Source organism: Lentilactobacillus rapi DSM 19907 = JCM 15042 (genome assembly GCF_001436255.1).
Taxonomy (GTDB): Bacteria; Bacillota; Bacilli; order Lactobacillales; family Lactobacillaceae; genus Lentilactobacillus; species Lentilactobacillus rapi.
In genome coordinates, this window is the sequence record NZ_AZEI01000076.1 from 336630 (window position 1) to 357502 (window position 20873).

Annotated in this window: 19 protein-coding genes; 1 reads left to right on the plus strand and 18 read right to left on the minus strand. The window is 42.8% G+C overall.

Annotated elements, in window-relative coordinates:
• Positions 1 to 5 precede the first annotated feature (5 nt).
• Entirely contained in the window at positions 6 to 527 is a 522-nt protein-coding gene (locus FD12_RS09800) for a DUF2507 domain-containing protein (RefSeq protein ID WP_054746566.1), read from the plus strand.
• 63 nt (positions 528 to 590) lie between these two features.
• Here the strand turns inward: FD12_RS09800 and trxA are convergent, their stop codons facing one another.
• The 18 genes from trxA to mutS all read right to left on the minus strand — a co-directional run bounded on the left by trxA (position 591) and on the right by mutS (position 20854).
• A complete protein-coding gene (gene trxA, locus FD12_RS09805; protein ID WP_054746565.1) occupies positions 591 to 902 on the minus strand; it encodes a thioredoxin in 312 nt (103 codons plus the stop codon).
• A gap of 79 nt (positions 903 to 981) precedes the next feature.
• The gene (locus FD12_RS09810; protein ID WP_056982906.1) at positions 982 to 3345 is read right to left on the minus strand and encodes an endonuclease MutS2; all 2364 of its coding nucleotides are present in this window, start codon (positions 3343 to 3345) and stop codon (positions 982 to 984) included.
• Positions 3342 to 3860: a CvpA family protein gene (locus FD12_RS09815; protein WP_054746717.1), complete on the minus strand. Its 519-nt coding sequence runs from the start codon at positions 3858 to 3860 to the stop codon at positions 3342 to 3344. The genes FD12_RS09810 and FD12_RS09815 overlap by 4 nt, the downstream gene beginning before the upstream one ends.
• Before the next feature lie 23 nt (positions 3861 to 3883).
• Positions 3884 to 4141, minus strand: coding sequence for a cell division protein ZapA (locus tag FD12_RS09820; protein WP_054746564.1), 258 nt, complete (start codon positions 4139 to 4141; stop codon positions 3884 to 3886).
• A gap of 96 nt (positions 4142 to 4237) precedes the next feature.
• Complete coding sequence (locus FD12_RS09825) at positions 4238 to 4561, minus strand: DUF1292 domain-containing protein (RefSeq protein ID WP_082622236.1); 324 nt, start codon at positions 4559 to 4561, stop codon at positions 4238 to 4240.
• 6 nt (positions 4562 to 4567) lie between these two features.
• A complete protein-coding gene (gene ruvX / locus FD12_RS09830; protein ID WP_054746563.1) occupies positions 4568 to 5002 on the minus strand; it encodes a Holliday junction resolvase RuvX in 435 nt (144 codons plus the stop codon).
• Positions 4999 to 5292, minus strand: a complete 294-nt coding sequence (locus FD12_RS09835) for an IreB family regulatory phosphoprotein (protein ID WP_056982909.1) — start codon at positions 5290 to 5292, stop codon at positions 4999 to 5001. Before FD12_RS09835 ends, ruvX begins: the two co-directional genes overlap by 4 nt.
• 108 nt (positions 5293 to 5400) lie before the next feature.
• Positions 5401 to 8043 carry an alanine--tRNA ligase gene (alaS, locus tag FD12_RS09840; protein ID WP_056982911.1) on the minus strand — a complete coding sequence of 881 codons (2643 nt, stop codon included), beginning with the start codon at positions 8041 to 8043 and terminating at the stop codon, positions 5401 to 5403.
• 260 nt (positions 8044 to 8303) lie between these two features.
• Positions 8304 to 9665, minus strand: coding sequence for a DEAD/DEAH box helicase (locus FD12_RS09845; protein ID WP_056982914.1), 1362 nt, complete (start codon positions 9663 to 9665; stop codon positions 8304 to 8306).
• A gap of 8 nt (positions 9666 to 9673) precedes the next feature.
• Entirely contained in the window at positions 9674 to 10624 is a 951-nt protein-coding gene (locus FD12_RS09850) for a DHH family phosphoesterase (RefSeq protein ID WP_056982916.1), read from the minus strand.
• Positions 10625 to 10688: 64 nt separating this feature from the next.
• Positions 10689 to 11798, minus strand: coding sequence for a DNA polymerase IV (dinB, locus tag FD12_RS09855; protein ID WP_054746561.1), 1110 nt, complete (start codon positions 11796 to 11798; stop codon positions 10689 to 10691).
• A 98-nt stretch (positions 11799 to 11896) separates the two neighbouring features.
• Complete coding sequence (yajC, locus tag FD12_RS09860; RefSeq protein WP_054746715.1) at positions 11897 to 12280, minus strand: preprotein translocase subunit YajC; 384 nt, start codon at positions 12278 to 12280, stop codon at positions 11897 to 11899.
• A 96-nt stretch (positions 12281 to 12376) separates the two neighbouring features.
• The gene (tgt, locus tag FD12_RS09865) at positions 12377 to 13519 is read right to left on the minus strand and encodes a tRNA guanosine(34) transglycosylase Tgt (protein ID WP_056982918.1); all 1143 of its coding nucleotides are present in this window, start codon (positions 13517 to 13519) and stop codon (positions 12377 to 12379) included.
• Between the two features lie 32 nt (positions 13520 to 13551).
• Complete coding sequence (queA, locus tag FD12_RS09870; RefSeq protein ID WP_054746560.1) at positions 13552 to 14592, minus strand: tRNA preQ1(34) S-adenosylmethionine ribosyltransferase-isomerase QueA; 1041 nt, start codon at positions 14590 to 14592, stop codon at positions 13552 to 13554.
• Positions 14593 to 14594: 2 nt separating this feature from the next.
• Positions 14595 to 15623, minus strand: coding sequence for a Holliday junction branch migration DNA helicase RuvB (ruvB, locus tag FD12_RS09875; protein ID WP_054746559.1), 1029 nt, complete (start codon positions 15621 to 15623; stop codon positions 14595 to 14597).
• Positions 15624 to 15639: 16 nt separating this feature from the next.
• Positions 15640 to 16239 carry a Holliday junction branch migration protein RuvA gene (gene ruvA / locus FD12_RS09880; RefSeq protein ID WP_056982920.1) on the minus strand — a complete coding sequence of 200 codons (600 nt, stop codon included), beginning with the start codon at positions 16237 to 16239 and terminating at the stop codon, positions 15640 to 15642.
• A gap of 75 nt (positions 16240 to 16314) precedes the next feature.
• Positions 16315 to 18246 carry a DNA mismatch repair endonuclease MutL gene (gene mutL, locus FD12_RS09885; RefSeq protein ID WP_307725444.1) on the minus strand — a complete coding sequence of 644 codons (1932 nt, stop codon included), beginning with the start codon at positions 18244 to 18246 and terminating at the stop codon, positions 16315 to 16317.
• A 10-nt stretch (positions 18247 to 18256) separates the two neighbouring features.
• Positions 18257 to 20854 (minus strand): DNA mismatch repair protein MutS, encoded by a 2598-nt coding sequence (gene mutS / locus FD12_RS09890; protein WP_164480513.1) that lies wholly within the window; start codon positions 20852 to 20854, stop codon positions 18257 to 18259.
• Positions 20855 to 20873 lie beyond the last annotated feature (19 nt).

Below are 20873 nucleotides of genomic sequence, written 5' to 3' on the forward strand. Positions count from 1 at the left end.
AAAAAATGGATAACGAAGCATATAACACATTGATTAACAGCAACAGTGGCACAGATATCCTTGGTCAAGAACTCATTCGTGATGATCTATTACCCAGCATTTTAGGTAATGATTCACACGAGATTTCTTACTGGGCGGGTAAGCGATTATCTCGAACTCACCGACTCCCAACTTATGAAGATTTGGAAACCTTCTTTAGCCAGTTCAAATTTGGTGATCTCAAATTACTGAAGCGGACCAACAGCCAGATCAACTGGCAATTAAGCGGCGAAATCGTCGCCAATCGCCTATCACTTTTTGAAGATCCTGATTTCTTTTTAGAATCCGGCTTCATTGCTCAAAGCTGCCAGTACATTCTTGATCAGCAAGCGGAATCTGAAGTCGAGAAGATCAACGCTTCCAAGGGAATTGTGTTGATCACCACTTATTTAAGCAAGGACAAGCCCAACGATGGCCAAGAGGCATCAGAAATTTTCAAAATTGTTGAGAACTCTGATGATTCTATTGCTGAACCAAAAACTAAATAACTGTTTGCAATTTAAAAAGCGCTGTGAAGGCCTCTGAGGTCTTTCGCAACGCTTTTTTAGACATTAGTCAGTATATTGAGCCAATACCTTCTTAAGTTGTTCCTTTGGATGATAGCCAACGATTGTATCAACGACTTGGCCATCCTTTTTAACAAGCAGAGTTGGAATACTCATGATGCCAAATTTTGAGGCGGTATTCGGATTCTTGTCGACGTCCATTTTATTAAAGGTTACGTCAGCCATTTCATCTGCTAATTCTTCAACAACTGGTGATTGCATCCGACAAGGACCACACCAAGTTGCCCAGAAGTCTGTCAAAGTAACGCCTTTGGCAGTATCTTGCTCAAAAGTTTGATCTGTTGTTTCTTTAACCATTTCAAACACTCCCATCTTCTAATAAACTAATACTACCAATTATTTGAAAAAAAGCAAATAAGTTGCACACAATTTATTATTAAAATTTCACGATGGTGGATCCATCGCCACCCGCGTTGGGGGCAGAATAACCAAAGCTCTTTACCCGTTTATTGCGCTTTAAATAGTCTGTAACGCCTTTTCGAAGTGCCCCGGTACCTTTACCATGAATAATCGTAACAGACGGGTAACCGGCTAATAAGGCCGAATCAATGTATCGATCCAGCTCGTACATCGCTTCTTCATATCGATGACCCCGCAAATCGAGGGTTGGTGACATCCCGGTTGAACGAGTTCTGGAAACATGCGTTTGAAATTTTTGGTTTGATTTCTTCTCTTTACCAACTTTTTCAAGGTCAGCTTCATTGATTTTCATCTTGAGAATTCCAATTTGCACATCCCAGGTACCATTTTTTTCTTTTCCAATCAGGGAACCCTGTTGGCCGTATGATTTGACCAACACGTCGTCACCAGGATGAAAATCATGCTTAGCTTTTTCTTTGGTGAGCACCTTATTTTTCTTTAAATTAGGAGCTACTTCCAGCTTGTTGAGGGCACCCTTTGCATCGATTAATTCATTTTCTTTAACTGCGACTTTGCCGACCTGTTTTTGCTTTTGGTGAAGGTCGGCAATAATTTTATCAGCTTTCTTTTTAGCCTCTTCGACCACCTGATTCGCTCGCTCTTGGGCTTGCTCGGTTAAACGGTCTTTTTGGCTTTGATATTTATTAAATTGATCAGTCAATTCATGATGAAGTTTCGTTGATTCACTCAGCTGGCGCTGCAATTGATCTGCTTCATCATGAGCCCGTTTGGTTTGGGCCGTCAATTCCTCAATCATGTTATTGATATCTTGATTTTTCGAATCGGTGAATGCCCGGGCATTGTCAATAATTTGTTTGGGGAACCCAAGCTTTCTGGCAATATTCAATGCATTACTTTGACCGGGAATACCCATCAAGAATCGATAAGTTGGCCGTAAGGTATCGACATCGAACTCCATCGAAGCATTGATGACTCCTGGTCGATTATATGCAAATGCCTTTAGTTCAGGATAGTGGGTCGTGGCAATTAATTCGCACCCAGTAGCATGAATTGCATCGATAATCGCCATTGCGAGCGCAGCCCCTTCTTTAGGGTCGGTCCCAGCACCCAATTCATCCAGTAACACTAAACTCTTTTTGGAAATGTGATGCAATATCGAAATGATATTATCCATGTGGGACGAGAAAGTACTCAAATTGGCTTCAATTGACTGCTCATCACCAATATCGGCAAAGACTTCATCAAACACGCCGATTTGGCTGTCTTCGTTTGCGGTAATAAACAGCCCCGATTGCCCCATCAACTGGAGAATGCCAACCGTTTTAATTGTAATCGTTTTACCACCCGTGTTTGGGCCGGTCACGATGATTGTTTGATACTGATCACCAATCGCGATATCGTTAGCCACTACCCGGTCCTTATCAATTAACGGGTGCCTGGCTTGTCTCAAATTAACAACATTTTTGGAAGAAATCAGTGGTAGCACACTACCAGTCTGATGAGCATACTTCGCTTTGGCATTGACGAAGTCGAGCTGACCAACCAAGTTCATATTTTGCATCAATTCATTTCGATATGGTCGAATGAGATTGGTTAATTCAGCCAATATTTTCCGAACCTCGGCTTTTTCAGCAAGCTGATCCCTTCGAAGTTGGTTATTCATTTCAACCACGTTGCTGGGCTCAACGTAGAGCGTTTGCCCAGAAGCACTTTGATCGTGGACAATCCCACCAAACCGTTGCTTGTATTCTGCCTTGATTGGCAGGACAAATCGGTCATCACGAACGGTAATAATCGGTTCGCTGAGATATTTAGAATCCGATCCCTTAATAAATTTGCCCATCCTGGCCCGGATATCAGTCTGAGTGCGACCAATGGACTTTCGAATTGACCGCAACTCTGAAGAAGCGGAATCTAAGACCCGGCCATCATCATCGATCGAGGAAATCATTCGTTTGGTAATTTCCGGCATCAAAGTCAATTGATCGACAGTTTTTGTCACTGTTCGCAAATGAACTGCCTCTTCTGCCAAATCATTGAAGAATGAATGAACCACCTGAACGGCTCTCAATAATTTAGTAATGTGGGCCAGCTCAGTCCCGCCTAATGAGGCGTCTTCAATGCGGAGTCGCTTCATGTACGGAGAAATTTCCGTTAATTTTGGAATTGGAATTTCGCCCTTCAACCGGACAATATCAGCCCCATCAGCCGTTTCGTTGAGCCGATCAGTGACCACATCAAAATCTGGGCTGGGTCGTAAATTCCCCAAAATCTCATTGCCCCGATCCGTTGTTAAATAAGCAGCCAGCTGCTGTTTAATTTTGTCATATTCGAGTGTTTCTAATACTTTTTCGTTCATACGTTCACCTCACTGGAATTCTCATCCCAAATCTGCATCATCTTGTCGGACAGAATTGGGGTCTTGGTCACAATCCATTGAGAAATCGCCGATTGATCATATTGCTGATGAATTGCCTGACTGGGCAAGATCAACAAGAAACTCAATATAATAAAAACCAATAAATAATGTGAAATAAGATTCACCCCGCCGCCAAGTAATGAATTCACCTGACTAATAAGGGGCAGTTTGGTAACAGGTCTGATCATATTTCGGATCATCCTGACGAGCCTGGTAATGATCACAAATACGACTATAAATACGATCCACTTAATGATTGTTCCCATCGAGGTGTTTTCCGAATGATTGTTCAAAATCCCAGCCAAAAAATCACTCACCGGTGTGGTAAAAATAATGGCTCCAATCGTTGCAGCAAAAAAACCGACCAGATTGAATAGTTCCACTACCAGCCCCCGGTGAATACCTCTTAGAAAGCCAATGATTAAAATGAAAAGAATGCCAATATCAAAAATCATCGTCATCAACCTCTCGTATTCGACTAATCATTTTTGTGAGTTGAGTGCCCTTGCTGAAGATGTTTCTCTTCAAGTTCAAATTGCTTAGAAATTGCATTGAAAGCAATCAAAATTGCCCGCTCTTCTTCTGTGGAAGTTGGCATTGCTTCATGCAATTGATTCAATTGTTCGTTGAGTAAATCAGTTACCGCCTGCATGTGTTCAACGGTTCCATTACCCACCAATACATAGTCTTTACCAGCAATTGTTGCTTTAAATCGCCGTTTCTCCTTTTTTTCCATTCACTCACATCCTAAAAAAATCAATTAAAAAGGACTGAGACAAAACTGACGCTTTGTTCTCAATCCCTGCATCCATTTGATCAAATAACCGCCACTTTACTGGCCATCATCGTCTTGATCATCGCCATCTTTGCCTAAGAAGGTATTAAGGACTGATTCAATCATATCCCATTCCTTGTCGGTTTCGATTGCCTGAAGTTCACCGCCTTGAGGATCACTTGGGTCGTCGCCCTTTGGAAGCGCATATGCTTGGATTTCAACCTCATCATCATCGCTCTTGCCGGCTGGGTAAATCAGGATATAAGATCTGTCGAAGTCTTCTGACTTAAAAGTGAATAAAACGTCGTATAACGTTTCTTCACCATTGTCATCAACTAGTGTAATTTGTTGTTGTACTGGTTCATCTGCCATAATTTGCATACCTCGCTAAATTTTTGTTAGTTTTCCTTTTCGGTCTAGATAGTTTTGCAGGATCAATCCTGCTGCTAACTTATCGATAACCTTTTTTCGCTTTTTCCGAGAAATATCGGCTTCTTCAGTAAGCATCCGTTGAGCCTCAACAGTTGTCAATCTCTCATCTTCAAAGTCGACCGGTAGATCAAACTTCTTCTCCAAACGCTTACCATATTGTTCGGAAGCCTCAGCTCTAGGCCCCAGCGAATTATTCATGTTTTTGGGTAAGCCAACGACAAAGCCGTCAACTTCATATTGATCGACTAGTTCTGCCACCCGATCTAAACCAAATTGTTGATTCTCCTCATCAATTGGAATGATTTCCACCCCTTGAGAAGTCCAACCAAGAGCGTCACTAACTGCAACTCCCACGGTCTTTGAACCAACGTCTAATCCCATTAATCTCATTTTTCACCTTTTTTTGTTTCTGTTGGCTGATTGCTTGGATGGTTGTCCAAATAGAAACGAACTAGTTCTTCGATTATCTCATCGCGTTCATGCCTGCGAATCAAATTACGAGCGTCCAAATTACGTGGAATATAGGCAGGATCACCGGAAATCAAATACCCAACTATCTGATTGTAAGGATTGTATCCCTTCTCCTCCAATGCGGCATACACAGTCAATAATGTATCTCGAACGTCTTTAGGCTGATCCTCATTGAAATTAAAAAACATTGTTTTATCTAACGAACTCATACGATTCACCTCTATGACATACGGTCATTTGTACTAATTTTAACTGATTATCCGTAAAACTACAATCAAGAGAGGCAATGTAATCGACATGTAATCGCAGTGTAATAATTATTTGTTAGTTAACCAATCAACAGCAGCGTTCATTGCCTTATCCAACCCGGCCGGATCCTTACCGCCAGCTTGGGCCATGTTTGGTCGACCACCGCCACCACCTTTAATGTTACCGGCGATTGATTTAATCAAGTCACCGGCCTTAATACCAGCTTTTACCTTATCATCCGCCACTGCAACAATTAAATTAGCTTTCTGGCCACTGCCAGTTCCTAACACTAATACATCTGAAAGTTTCTTAGATCGCCAAGTATCGGCCAGTTGTCGCAGCTGATCCATTCCAGCGTCTTTAATGATACCGGTAATGATCGTCTTGTCACCAGCTTGTTTCTTGTCATTAAAGACATTTTGGGCTTGCTGACCAGCCAGCTTCGCCTCGAGGGACTGCTGTTTTTGCTGAAGCTCTTTGATTTCATCTTGAACTTGAGTTACTCGGGTTGGCACATCCTTGATTTGGTTAACCTTCAAAGAACTGGCAATTTGATTGAGCTCTTTATTACGATCATTCAGTAATTTAAAGGCATCTTTGGAAGTAACAGCTTCAATTCGACGAATTCCGGCTCCAACACCAGATTCCGAGACAATCTTAAACAAGCCGATGTCTCGCGTATTCTTAACGTGAGTACCACCGCAGAATTCGACTGAGAAGTCACCGATACTGACTACTCGAACCTTGTCACCATATTTTTCACTGAATAACGCAATCGCACCCATCTTCTTACCGGTCTTCGGATCAGTGACAACTGTGTCAACGTTCGTTTCGTTGAAAATTTGGCGATTCACCATGTTTTCAACTTTTTCCAAATCTTCGTCAGTCACCTGACCAAAGTGGTTGAAGTCAAATCTTAGATAGTTAGGCTCAACTAATGACCCGGCTTGTTGAGTATGGCCACCCAAAACATTTCGTAATGATTGATCGAGCAAATGAGTTGCGGTATGGTTCTTTTCAACTCGACTGTGGAACAATCGATCAACCACTAAGTGATACTTGTTGCCCTTAATTAATGGCTCTTGAGTTTTCAAAGTGTGCAGGTTCTGACCATTTGGCGCATGTTGAACGTCAACAACATCGGCAACCTTATCGCCTTCTTCATCAAGGACAACTCCTCGATCAGCAACTTGGCCACCCATTTCAGCATAAAATGGGGTTTTATCGAAAATGACTTCAACTGTCCCACCCTTTGACTGATTAACCAGCTTTTCATTTTCAATAATTTCTTCAATGCTGGCATGATCAACTTCGAGGGTATCATAGCCGACATATTCACTATGATCTTTAACTTCAAGCAATAGATCACGTTGAACACCCATGGATTTAGCCCCACTTCTCGCATCACGGGCCCGTTGCTTTTGCTTATCCATTTCAGCTTCAAATCCCTTATGGTCCACTGTTAGGCCAACCTCCCCAGCTTCTTCTTGAGTCAGTTCAACTGGGAATCCATAAGTGTCATACAGTTTAAATGCCGTCGGGCCATCAATCACGGTTTGACTATTCTGCTTGGCATCAGTAATCACCTGGTGCAATAACTTCATTCCATCAGCCAATGTTTCGTTAAACCGATCTTCCTCGGACCGGATGACTTTAGCAATATAATCTTTTTGCTTCAATACTTCTGGATAATAAGATTCAAGTGTTTGACCAACCACTGGAGCCAATTTGTACAAAAAGGCCTCATTGATTCCCAAACGCTGCCCATTCACGATTGCCCGTCGAATTAGTCTCCGGATTACATAGCCACGGCCAACGTTGGAAGGCAAAGCACCATCCCCAATGGCAACAGTAATTGCTCGAGCGTGATCAGCAATAATTCTGAAGGCGACATCATCATGTTTATTAGCGTTGTATTTCTTGCCGTCACTTAACTTTTCGGTTTCCCTGATCATTGGCAAAAATAAATCGGTTTCAAAGTTCGTCCGGGCGTGTTGAAAGATCGAAACCACCCGCTCGAGACCCATTCCAGTATCAATGTTCTTTCTCGGAAGAGGTTCATACGTATCTTGGGGCGTGTGGTTAAATTGTGAGAACACAATATTCCAAACTTCCAGCCAACGATCGTTTTCACCGCCAGGATAATTTTCGGGATCGTCAGCAGCCAAATTATCGAAATCAGCTCCACGGTCATAAAAAATTTCTGAATCAGGTCCTGAAGGTCCTTGACCAATATCCCAGAAATTATCCTCCATTTCAATGATGTGGTCGGGAGCAACACCCACTTCTTCCCAAAATTTCTTTGCATCTGTATCTTTGGGATAAACGGTCATATAAAGCTTCTCTTTATCCCAACCAAACCATTTTGGCGAAGTCAGCAATTCAAAAGCCCAAGTGATGGCTTCCTTTTTAAAATAGTCACCAACTGAAAAGTTTCCCAACATTTCAAATAATGTGTGATGCCGAGGCGTCTTTCCCACATTTTCAATATCGTTGGTTCGGATGCTTTTTTGAGAACTCGTCATCCGTGGATTCTTTGGAACCACCGAACCGTCGAAGTATTTTTTCATAGTAGCAACTCCGGAATTAATCCAGAGTAAAGTTGGATCCTCAACCGGAATCAAAGAGGCACTTGGTTCAATTGTATGGCCCTTTTCTTGAAAAAAGTCTAAAAACATTTGTCGGATTTGACCACTGCTTAAGTTTTTCATCATTAATTCTCCTTTGACAAAATAAAACACCGTTGCTAACAGAGACGCCGATTGACGCGGTACCACTCTGATTGCAACGATGTTTATCGTAACCACTTAATCTCTATAACGTAGAGTTGCGTTTTCATGTGAAAGTTAAGAGAGCACTGATTGGTTTAAATCGTTTTTTACATCAACCAAAACGTTTCTAAAAGATAAATCCAATCAGCATATTCTTAAACAACCAAATTATACTTGTTCGTTAAATTGCTGTCAATTATTTACCTGTACCTTGATGAGCTATTCTTTCGTTGCTTTCGTTGGGCACGAGCTTCTTCACGCTTTTTAACCCGACGGTCCATCTCATCTTTTCGGGCAATTGACATCTTGATTTGACGTTTATAACCAGGCTTGACTTTCTTCTTTTTCTTCTTAATCATGCCAATCATGGTTGGATCAAGCTTCTCGTGCTTCTTGCGATGAGTCTTTCGACGATGGCGATCGTATGTATCGACAATCTCGTGATTACTCAATGCTTTTGGCTTGAAATGAATCCCCATGTTCTCGAGTTCTTGAACGTCTTTTTCCTCATCCGGTGAATAGAGGGTAATCGACACTCCAGACATCCCATTCCGACCGGTTCGGCCAACTCGGTGAATGAAAAATTCAAGATCTTCAGTCGGGATATCATCGTTAATGACTTCAGAAACCCCTTCGATATCAATTCCTCGGGCCGCGAGATCGGTTGCAACCACAAATTGGAAGTCCAGGTTTTTAACCCGTCTCATAATTTGCTTTCGTTCGCGGGGTTTAACACCGCCGTGAATCATTGCAACTTTCAGGCCCTGTTTCTTCAAATAATCTGTCAATTCTTCCACTCGTTTTCGGGTGTTGGCAAAAATCAAAACCAAATAAGGTTCCCCAACAGTTAAGAGCCGGTAGATTAACTGATTCTTATCGTGGCCCTTAGTCGAGATTAACCAGTTATCAATCGTGGGACTAATAATTGAGGAAACCGGAATTTCTTCAATGACTGGATTTTGCATATATTTGCGGAGAAAAACATTGATCTTTTGTGGAATGGTGGCCGAAAAGACCATCATTTGGACATGTTTACCGAAGCTGGCAGCGATACTATCCACAACGTCTAAAAATCCCATATCAAGTGTCATATCAGCTTCGTCAATGACTAGTTGGGAAGCCGTATGAACGTCTAAGCCACCGTTTTTGATCAGATCCCAAATCCGACCTGGCGTTCCAATGACGAGTTGTGGTTGTTCCCGCTTCAACTTGGTTTCCTGCCGCAATTTATCGGTACCACCAACATAGGCTCCGGTGGAAATCGGTTGATCGCTGTGTTTAGCAATTTGTTTAGCCGCATCAATAATTTGGTAGGCTAATTCTCGACTTGGGGTGGTAATAACGGCTTGAACTTCGTGGACATCCGGATCAAGCTGATTAAAGATTGGCAGTAAAAAAGCGTGCGTCTTCCCACTACCGGTAGCGGATTGCCCCACAACATCCCTGCCTTGCATAATCTTTGGAATCAGTTTTTCCTGAACTGGTGTCGGCGTAGAAAAACCAATATCCTTCAGGGCAGCCAATATATAGGGTTTTAAATTAAATTCTGAAAAATTGCTCATATACTCTCCTACTTCTTGTAGTTAGAAACGACCTCATTTAAATCTTTGACGAATCCATCGATGTGCTTTTCGTCTTCAACCACGGCTCCACTCGCAAGTGGATGACCACCGCCGCCATACTTTTTAGCAAGTTCATTGATCGAAGGACCCTTCGAACGTAACCGAATCCGGAACCCCCCGTCTTTTTGCTGAACAAAGATTGCCCACGAAATCACATCTTTGATTTTCCCAGGTAATGGTACGACAGCTGATGTACTGTCATCGCCAAGTTTGAATGGCTCTAATACCTTATCTGAAAGGACCAGATAAGCTGCTCCACTATCGAGGATGGTTAAGTTGTCATAAACATAGGCAGACAAACGGGCCAATGGAATATCAATCTCATCCTCAATCTTATTGACCTCACTGGCTGAAAAATCATATTCAGTCAACTTAGACGCAACTGCTAAAGTGTGCGAGGAAGTTGATGGATACATAAACCGACCCGTATCACCCACAATCCCTGCGTATAATAATCGGGCACCTTCGGCAGGCATGGTCAACTCCGCACGATTAGCGGCAAAAAAGTCGTAAATCAATTCAGAGGTGCTGGAAGCTTCGGGCTCAACCCACATGATATCGCCAAATGCATCATCGTTTGGATGGTGATCAACCTTAATCATCAGCTTGCCTTTATTGAACCGATCGTCGTCAACCCGTGGCTGATTAGCTGTATCAACGACGATTACTAATGCATCTTTATACTGATCATCAGAAATCTCATCGGTTTTGCCAAGCCAAGCAAATCCATCGTACTGCTTACCAGCGCAAAGGATCGTTTTATCTGGGAAAGATGCCTTGAGAATTTGAGCCAATCCCATTTGAGAGCCGATCGCGTCAGGATCTGGTCGCTTGTGGCGATGAATGATGATGGTTTTATATTGTTTAATAGTCGTTAAAATTTGTTCTTTAATTGACATGTCATTACTCCAATTACTTTATTGTCGAACACTTAAGTATACACTAGAACGCCAATAATATAAACTAGGTCTTTTGAACATCGCCGTTATGGAATAAGTCCAATGCAATATTTTCGTACGTTAAATCATCCAGGTTAGTAATCGTGATCCCTAATAGCCGGACACCGGTAGAAATATCAGGCATATCCGTCAACAAGTCACTTGCAAGGGCAAAGTAATCAGCTGGGTCATTTTTGATGTAATCATCCAAAGTCACGCGTTTTGTGAAGGTTGAAAAATCCTTGTACCGAATTTTGAGGACCAACGTCTTACCATGTTTCTTTTTGTTGTCCATTGCTTGAACCACCATTTCAGCGATCCGTTGCAGTTGAGCGTCTACTTCTGAACTTGTCCTGATTTCCGGTCCGAAAGTCCGCTCTTTGCCAATTGACTTTCGAACTCGTTGATATTCAACTGGACGTTCATCAACGCCCCGGGCGCGTTCATACAAAACATACCCAAACTTGCCAAAATGTTTAATCAAATCCATTTGTGACCACTGCAATAGATCAGCGCCGTTTGCAATCTGCAAGGCTTGCATTTTGGGAACTGTCTTTTTACCCACCCCGCGGAACTTCTCAATCGGTAACTTGGTCAGAAATTCAATGGCGTCTTTTTGAGGGATCACGGTAATTCCAACCGGCTTTGCGTAATCGGAAGCTTCTTTCGCCAAAAATTTATTATACGACACCCCCACGGAGCAAGTCAGCTTTGTTTGTTGCCAGATTTCTGTTTGAATCATTCTGGCAACCTGAATTGGATCAGAAAGATGCCGCTTGTTGTGAGTAATGTCTAGATAAGCTTCATCAAGGGCAACTGACTCAACCGCATCGGTAAATTGATGAAAAATTTCATGAATTTGATCTGAAACCGACCGATACAGGCCAAAACCAGAAAATCGAAAAACAGCTTTCGGACACAGCTCCAAAGCTTTCTGGGCACTCATCGCTGAATGAACGCCAAATCGTCGGGCATTGTAATTAGCAGTTGAAACAACCCCACGGCCACCTGTCCTTCTTGGATCGCGAGCAACAATCAGCGGCTGGGTTTTCAAACTGGGATCTTCACGTTCTTCAATTGAGGCGTAGAAGGCATCCATATCAACATGTATGATCTTTCTACCGTTAACAGTCATGATTATCAACCTCTTAATCAAACGTACGTTCTCTATTATCGCAAAAAAAATGGTTGGCCAAAACATCACGTTCCGGTACCAACCCAAGTAATTGGAACTTACTTACTTTCTTTATTCTGATCAGCTGCAGAATCGCTTGCTTGGTCAGAAGCCGCAGACTTATCATCAGCTGCATCTGATGTAGGAGCCTCATCTGTTTTAGCAGAATTCGTCTTAGTATCAGTTGTAGCAGCCGGTGCAATACCCGGTTGCTTAATTTGAGCAACAGCGCTCAAATCAAAAACCAAGTAGATGCCATCACAATCCAAGGTAACGGTCTTTTCGGCTTCGTTGATTTCATCAACAACACCGTGTAAACGGCCAATTGTAACCACTGAATCACCAGGTTTAATCTTCGACAATTGTTCCCGACGCTTTTGTTGCTGCTTTCGTTGAGGACGAATCATCAAGAAATACATCAATGCAAATAAGGCAACGATCATTAAGATCGAGAGATAACTACTAGAAGAACCATTCAATATTTTTCACCCACACTTTCATAAGAATACTTTACCAAATAAGTTGTCAACCGTCTAGGTCTAAAAGTTTTTTGCGTTAGGTTTATTATACCCATACTGCTCAAATACTTCTGCCCGCAGATCCAGCAAATTATCATCCATAATAGCCTGCTGAACCCGTTTCATCAAGTGAATTAAGTAATACAAATTATGATAACTGCAAAGACGCAGACCAAACGTCTCATCTGCTTTGATCAAATGACGAATATATGCCCGCGTGTAGTTACGGCAGGTATAACAATCACACTGATCATCCAAGGGAGTGAAATCTCGGGCGAACTGGGCATTTTTGACGACCAAACGACCATGAGAAGTCATCACGGTCCCATTCCTGGCAATTCTCGTTGGCAACACACAATCAAACATGTCAATTCCACGAATGACCCCATCAATCAAGGAATCCGTCACGCCGACACCCATCAAATAACGAGGTTTATTTTCAGGTAACAATGGCGTTGTCGCTTCCAAAATTCGATTCATTTCCGTTTTGGATTCACCAACCGACAAGCCACCGATTGAATAACCCGGGAAATCCAAACTGACCAAGTCTTTGGCAGATTGTTGTCTGAGGTCTTCAAATCCAGCGCCTTGCACAATTCCAAAGAGGCCTTGGGTATCAGGATTACGGTGGGCTTTTAACCCCCGTTCGGCCCAACGACTCGTCCGCTCAACTGATTTCTTAACATAATCATAAGATTCAAAGAATGGCGGACACTCATCTAGGCTCATCATAATGTCTGGACCCAAATCATTCTCAATTTGAATGGCTTTTTCTGGCGAAAGAAACATCCTGGAACCATTTAACTCATTTTTGAATGTGACGCCTTGTTCGGTAATATCCCGATTTTTAGCAAGTGAAAACACTTGAAAGCCACCCGAATCAGTTAAGAGCCCTTTATGCCAATTCATAAACTTGTGTAGGCCACCAGCTTCTTTAACAATGTCTTCACCAGGTCGTAACCACAAATGATACGTATTGGCCAAAACAATGGTTGCCCCCATTTTATCCAGCTCCTCAGGGGCCAATGTTTTAACTGTTGCCTGAGTTCCTACCGGCATAAAGATTGGGGTCCTAAACGTCCCGTGGGGCGTGGTGATTTCACCAAGCCGGGCGCCAGTGTGTTTTTCCTTTTTAATCAAGCGATAAGTTATCGCTGGTTGCATGTAAAGTCCTCCTTGCAAGAGCTAATCAGCCGTTAATGAATGTACATTGCATCCCCAAAACTAAAGAAACGGTACTTTTCTTGGATGGCATGCTCATATGCATTTAAAATGTTTTCCCTGCCAGTAAATGACGCAACCAGCATAACAAGCGTTGATTTAGGCAAATGAAAATTGGTGATAAATGAGTCCACCACTTGCCATTGATAGCCAGGCTTGATGAAAATATCTGTCCACCCTGAATCCGGCCGAATTTCACCGTTGAATTTAGTCCCAACAGTCTCTAACGTCCGGATAGAAGTTGTCCCAGTCGCAACGATTTTGCCACCATTGTGACGCACATCATTCAAAGTATCGGCTGCTTCTTGAGATAAGCGATAGAATTCGCTGTGCATCTTGTGATCTTCGATATTTTCCTCGTCAACGGGCCGGAATGTTCCTAGTCCCACGTGAAGGGTTAAATATACCAGATGGACGCCCTTGTCAGCAACCTTCTGGAGTAATTCCTTTGTCCAGTGTAAGCCAGCTGTCGGAGCGGCCGCAGAGCCCATTTCCTTGGCGTAAACCGTTTGGTAGCGATTTGGGTCATCCAACTTCTCTTTAATGTATGGTGGCAATGGGGTCTCACCTAATTTTTCAAGAATTTCAATAAAAATGCCCTCGTACTTGAATTCAATTTCTCGCCCACCATGATCCAATTCTTTAGTTACAACGGCCTTTAATTGGCCTTCACCAAAGTCGATCACAGTTCCAACCTTAGCCCGCTTAGCAGGTTTCATTAACGTTTCCCAGCGGTCTGCCTCAATATTATGCAGCAAAAGGATTTCCATATTAGCCCCAGTATCTGCTTTGACACCGTAGATTCGCGCAGGCATCACCTTGGAATCGTTCATCACTAACGCGTCTCCAGGATTTAAATAATCAATAATGTTGTAGAAATGCCGGTCCTGCATCTCACCAGTGTCTTTATTCAAAACCAGTAATCGAGACTCATCGCGATCTTTAATCGGTGTTTGCGCAATCAATTCATGAGGTAGATCATAATCAAAGTCTTCAAGTGTGTAATTTGTTTTCATAATTAGTTCCCTTCGTGCTTATTCGGCATTGGGTAATTCAAATGATCGTAACCTTTTGGTGTAACCATTCTTCCCCTGGCTGTCCGTTTAATCAATCCAATTTGAAGAAGGTATGGTTCATACATTTCTGCAATTGTATCGGTTTCTTCGCCGATATTTGCCGCCAATGTATTTAAGCCAACCGGTCCACCATCATAATATTTAATCATCGTTTTCAATAGCTTAATATCTGTGTCATCCAAGCCCAAATCATCAACTTTAAGCTTGTCGAGCGCATAACGAACAATCTCCAGATCAATGTGATCCCGATCGGAAACTTGAGCGAAATCCCGGACCCGTTTTAAGAGTCGGTTTGCAACTCGAGGCGTCCCCCTGGATCTTAATGCAATCTCATGGGCACCAGATTCAAGGATCGGGATCTGGAAAATGTCAGCCGTTCGCTTAACAATATCTTCAAGATCAGCAACCCGGTAATAGTTCATGTGTTCAACAATGCCAAACCGGTCCCGAAGCGGTGCAGCAAGCATTCCGGCCTGCGTCGTTGCTCCAATGAGCGTAAATGGCGGCAACGGGAAATGAATCGGATGGGCTCCCGATCCCTGACCCACAATAATGTCGACGTAAAAATCTTCCATTGCAGAATAGAGCATTTCTTCAACAACTTTTGGCAACCGATGGATCTCATCGATGAATAAGACATCCCCGGGTTGCAGCTCATTTAACAAAGAAAGTAAATCACCGGGCTTATCAATAGCAGGCCCACTAGTGGTCCGGATACTGACACCCATTTCGTTAGCAATCACCATGGCCAGAGTTGTTTTTCCTAATCCAGGCGGTCCATACAACAAAACGTGATCCAGAGATTCTTCCCGTTGCTTTGCGGCTTCGATATAAACACCCAATTTATTTTTAACGTCATCTTGGCCAATATATTCACTAAGCGTTTGTGGCCGCAGTGACTTTTCGATGCTGCTCTCTTCAGAATCAACATTATCGGGAGAAATAAGTCGATCATCTTTTGGTTCGGTCAAATTATCATCCTCCCTTTTAATGCATCAGTAATTTAAGCCCCATGCTCAAATATTCGTCAGTCGACAGACCCGTTTTGGCTGCAAGTTCACTTTCAATTCCATCAACCTGCTTGGCGCCATATCCCAGTGCTTGAAGGGCAGATAAGGCATCTGTTAATTCTTGGGATTGCGGAGTGGCACTCAACTTTGCCTGAGGCATCACCCCATCAGTTGCGATATCGTTTAACTTATCCTGCAGATCCAAAATAATCTGTTGGGCGGTCTTCTTACCCACGCCAGGGAACTTCGTCAGAAATTTAACATCTTTGCTTTTAACTGCGGCAACCAGGCCATCACGGTCATTACCAGCAAGAATTGCTAAGGCACTCTTGGGCCCAATTCCGGAAACGGCGATCAATTTTTCAAACAATTGCTTATCTTCAATATCATGAAACCCGTATAAGAGAATTGCTGAATCACTTACTGATTGATAAACATAAACCCGAACCGCCGTTTTGCTATCGATCTTAAATTGAAACGGGTCAGCTGCATAGATCAAATACCCAACCCCGCCAACAAGCAATACAATGTGAGTTGGCTTAATATCCACGACATAACCATCAAAAAACTCGAACATGAGAAACTCCTCTTCAAAAAACGTATGTTTGCTTGTTAAATTGTATCACAATTGACAGCTCACCACGACAATAAATTAGAGAATCTCTTGGTCAGTGTGATGCGGGTCTTGGATTCGTTTGAACATTTTTTCGATATCTTCGTTGGTAAATTTAACAAGTACTGGGCGGCCATGAGGACAGTTATATGGATTTTCACACTCTGGCAAACGCTTGAGAAGGGCAACGGCTTGGCGCTCATCCAAATGATGATTAGCCTTAATCGCGCGCTTACAGCTCATCATGATGGCCGTTTTTTCTCGAAATGCAGCCACTGAAATTTTATGATCCGATAAAATCCAGTCAATCATTTCTTTGATTGTATCCTCTTCTTGACCAGCCTTAAACCACATCGGATGTTCACGGACAATGAAACTATTTTGACCAAACTGTTCCAGATGAATCCCCAGTGTCCTCAGCAAATCCAAATGTTCACTTATCAACAGAAAGTCAGCTGTTGAGTAGTCAAGGACAATTGGCACCAATAAATTCTGCTGATCGTCAGAAACTTCCCCAATTGCCTTTCGATAATGCTCGTAGTTAATCCGCTCCTGGGCACCGTGTTGGTCCACCAAATACATACTATCCGGGGACTCAGCAACCAAATAAGTTCCATGAATTTGACCAATGTATTGCAGGTTTGGAAAACCAGATTCAGAGACTAGTTCAGACTGTTCAGGTTTCTTTTGCCGATTCAGCGTACTGACAGATGGTACAGGTGGATTCCCAGCATCTTCAAAAATTGGAACTGCACTTGGTTCTGCCTGCATTAATTCATCAAATTGAGCAACGGCTGGACTATTTAGATCAGCCTTTGTCTTAACAACCACTGGCGTGACCTCAGGCTGATCCGCCGTAACCATCGGGGCAGGATCGGCTTCGAATAAAGGCTGATTGGTCTGCTCTTGATCCGCTGTTGAAACATCAAACTGTCTTGGCGTCACGTTAAACGGCTTCTTAAAATCCCGAGTCGCGTCAGGAATCAATTGCTTGTCTGAAAGCATCTGCTTGATTGCCCCAACAATTAATTTGCCGATTTCAGGTTCATCGCTAATGCGGACTTCTTGTTTGGTTGGGTGAACATTGACATCAATCAAAGCAGGATCGATATCAACTTTAACCACTGCAATTGGGAACCTGCCGATCATCAATTTTGACCCGTAGCCTTCAATGACGGCTTTAGTGAGTGGATAATTACGAATAAACCGACCATTCAAAATCAATGAAATATAATTGCGACTCGACCGGGTTAATTCTGGCAGACTCACAAAACCAGCTACATTAATATCCATGCCTTCCGCAGAAATCGGGGCCAACTTGGCAACGGTTTTGACTCCATAAATTGCGCCGAGAACCTGTCTCAAGTCACCCCTTCCAGACGTCCGTAAAAGTTCACGGCCATTACTAATAAATGAAAAGGCAACTTCAGGGTGACTTAGTGCCAAGCGGTTCACGATATCTGAAATTTTGGCCAGTTCAGTGTTGGGAGAACTCAAGTATTTTAACCGTGCAGGGGTATTATAAAATAACGATCGGACTTCAACCGTGGTTCCTTTACGAGATTCAGCGGCTTTTTGCTCAACAAGCTTACCACCCTTATACTCGATTTGAGTCCCAATTGAACCCGTAGACGTCTTCATCAACACATTTGATACGGAACTGATACTCGGGAGGGCTTCACCACGAAAGCCTAATGTCCGGACCCGAAAGAGATCCCGCTGCTCAGTAATCTTACTGGTCGCATGCCGTAAAAAGGCAGTCTTGACTTGGGAACTGTCAATTCCATTGCCGTCGTCCACAACTTTGATTAACTTTAAGCCAGAATTTTCAACGGTAATATCAATCTCAGTACTTTTGGCATCTATTGAATTTTCAACTAATTCTTTCACCACTGATGCTGGCCGCTCGACAACTTCACCAGCTGCGATTTGGTCCGCTAAAATCGATGGTAATTCATGAATTTTATTCAAAGAGATCACCTTACTCCCTGCTTATCTTCTGTTGCCATTTATAGACTTGATTCATAATCTGCATTGGCGTTTTCGACATCAAATCAAGCTGCTTAATCTCAGAAACCACTTCAGCTTGGTTGTCATCAACGGTTTCAAGTGGAAACAGCGAAATCTGCTCTTCAGTATCCGATTTAGGCTGGCGAGTTGGTTTTGGCTGCCTTCCCTTCCGCTTTTGATCGGCTTCCGCCTGCTGCTCTAATTTAGTAAGTATATCATTTGCCCGGCTCAATAGGTTGTTTGGTAACCCAGCCAATTTAGCGACGTGAATTCCGTAAGATTTATCCGCTGGACCTGGTTGAATTTTGTGAAGGAAAACTAATTCACCATTTGACTCAGTAGCACCAACGTGAACGTTTTGTAACTGTTTCAAACTCTCATCCAGAGTTGTCAACTCATGATAATGGGTAGAGAACAGCGTTTTAGCACCAATATTGTTATGCACATATTCAATAATCGCTTGAGCCAATGCCATTCCATCGTAAGTCGCAGTCCCCCGACCAATTTCATCAAATAAGATTAAACTGTTGGGCGTTGCATTCTCGATGGCATCATTGGCTTCTTTCATTTCGACCATGAACGTACTTTTTCCAGAAATCAGGTCGTCAGCAGCGCCAATTCGAGTAAAAATTTTATCAAAAACAGGCATCACTGCCTTCTTCGCAGGTACAAAACAACCAATTTGATTCATGATAACCGCTAATGCCATCTGCCGCATATAGGTACTCTTACCAGACATATTGGGTCCGGTAATCAAAAGAACGCTCGTGTGGTCATCCATAGTAACGTCATTTGGAACATACTGCTGATGGCCTAATACTTTTTCAACAACCGGGTGGCGGCCGTCTTTAATGGCCACCTCATGTTTAGCGGTCAGGGTTGGTCGAATAAATCGATATTCCTCACTAACGGCTGCAAAACTTTGTAAGACATCCACAGAAGCAATTGAATCTGCCAAATCTTGAATTCGCTTAATCGATTTTTTGATGTCTTCACGAATTTTGACAAATAGTTTGTATTCCAGTGTCTTGCTCTGTTCTTCAGCTTCCAAGATCAGGGCTTCTTTTTCTTTTAATTCTGGGGTTGAAAATCTTTCTGCGTTCGCCAAAGTTTGTTTGCGCTGGTAACGATCTGCTGGTATTTTGCTCAAATTGACCTTGGTGACTTCAATATAGTATCCAAAGACATGATTAAAGCCGACTTTCAAATTATTAATGCCCGTTATTTTGCGTTCCTTAGCCTCAAGTTCAGCTAACCACTTTTGACCATTGTTAGTGGCATCACGGTACTTGTCCAGTTGATCATCAAAGCCATCCTTAATAACCCCACCATCCGTAACGGAAATCGGGGGTTCTTCAACAATCGCCGACTCAATTTCGCCGACAACATCGTCTAGTGGAACGAGCTTTTCAAGCATGTCTTGAAAACTTTTGTCTGCAATTTGTTCCAAAATGTACTTAATCTTTGGCACCTGTTGCAAAGAAGCTTTCAACTGAATCAAGTCACGGCCGTTGACACTGCCAAAGGCGATCCTGCCAGCCAGGCGCTCCAAATCATACACCTTCACAAGTTCGTCCTGAAGCTGGTTGCGCTCATAATAATGATCAAGCAGGACCGCAACCGCATCGTGGCGCTCATTAATCTTATTAGCATTGACAAGTGGTCGTTCGATCCATTGTTTTAATTTTCGCCCACCCATTGCAGTCTTGGTTTGGTCCAATAGCCAAAGCAACGTCCCGGCTTTTTTACCGGTTCGAATATTTTTGATCAATTCAAGATTATATTGCGAATTGTGATCCATCTCCAGGAAGTCGGACGGTTCGTACACGACAGCCCGTTTAAGATGGCTCAGGCTGCGTTTTTGAGTGGTTTGAATATAATCCAGCAGCATCTTTAAAACGCGCCTCATGAGTGGATTATCAACGTCCTGGCTAAGGTAGCTGACCGAAGAATTGACTGGCACTTCCGTTTGGGTCGATCGGAGAATGCCTAATTTTTTAATCGTCTCTTGAATCGTTGTTGGCAAGTCTGGATCAATGACTGTTTCTTTAGTTTGCAGTGAAACTAATTCGTTCACCAACTCAGCCTGCGTTGTCAATTCGGCAACTTTTAGTTCACCTGTCGACAAATCAACATATGAAAAAGCAAATTGTTGGCCTGACTTATCCGCGACCACGGCCGTTAAATAATTATTTGTCTTGGCATTTTCGCTGCCAACGTCCACTTGGGTTCCGGGTGTTACCAACTGAATGACTTCGCGCTTAACCATCCCTTTAGTTAGCCTGGGGTCTTCCATCTGCTCACAAATCGCAACTTTGTAACCCTGATCTACCAAAATATCAATGTAATTTTTGACGGCTTTATGAGGCACCCCACACATTGGAATCGGGTGCTCAGCATTCCGACTACGGTTAGTTAAGGTCAATTCCAAAAGCTGTGACCCTTTGATTGCATCCTCATTGAACATCTCATAAAAATCACCGAGACGGTAGAATAAAAATGCGTCCGGATATTGGTCCTTAATCTTTTGATACTGTACCATCATTGGTGTTTGTGCTTGCTTTGCCACCTATAAGTCCCCTTAAATC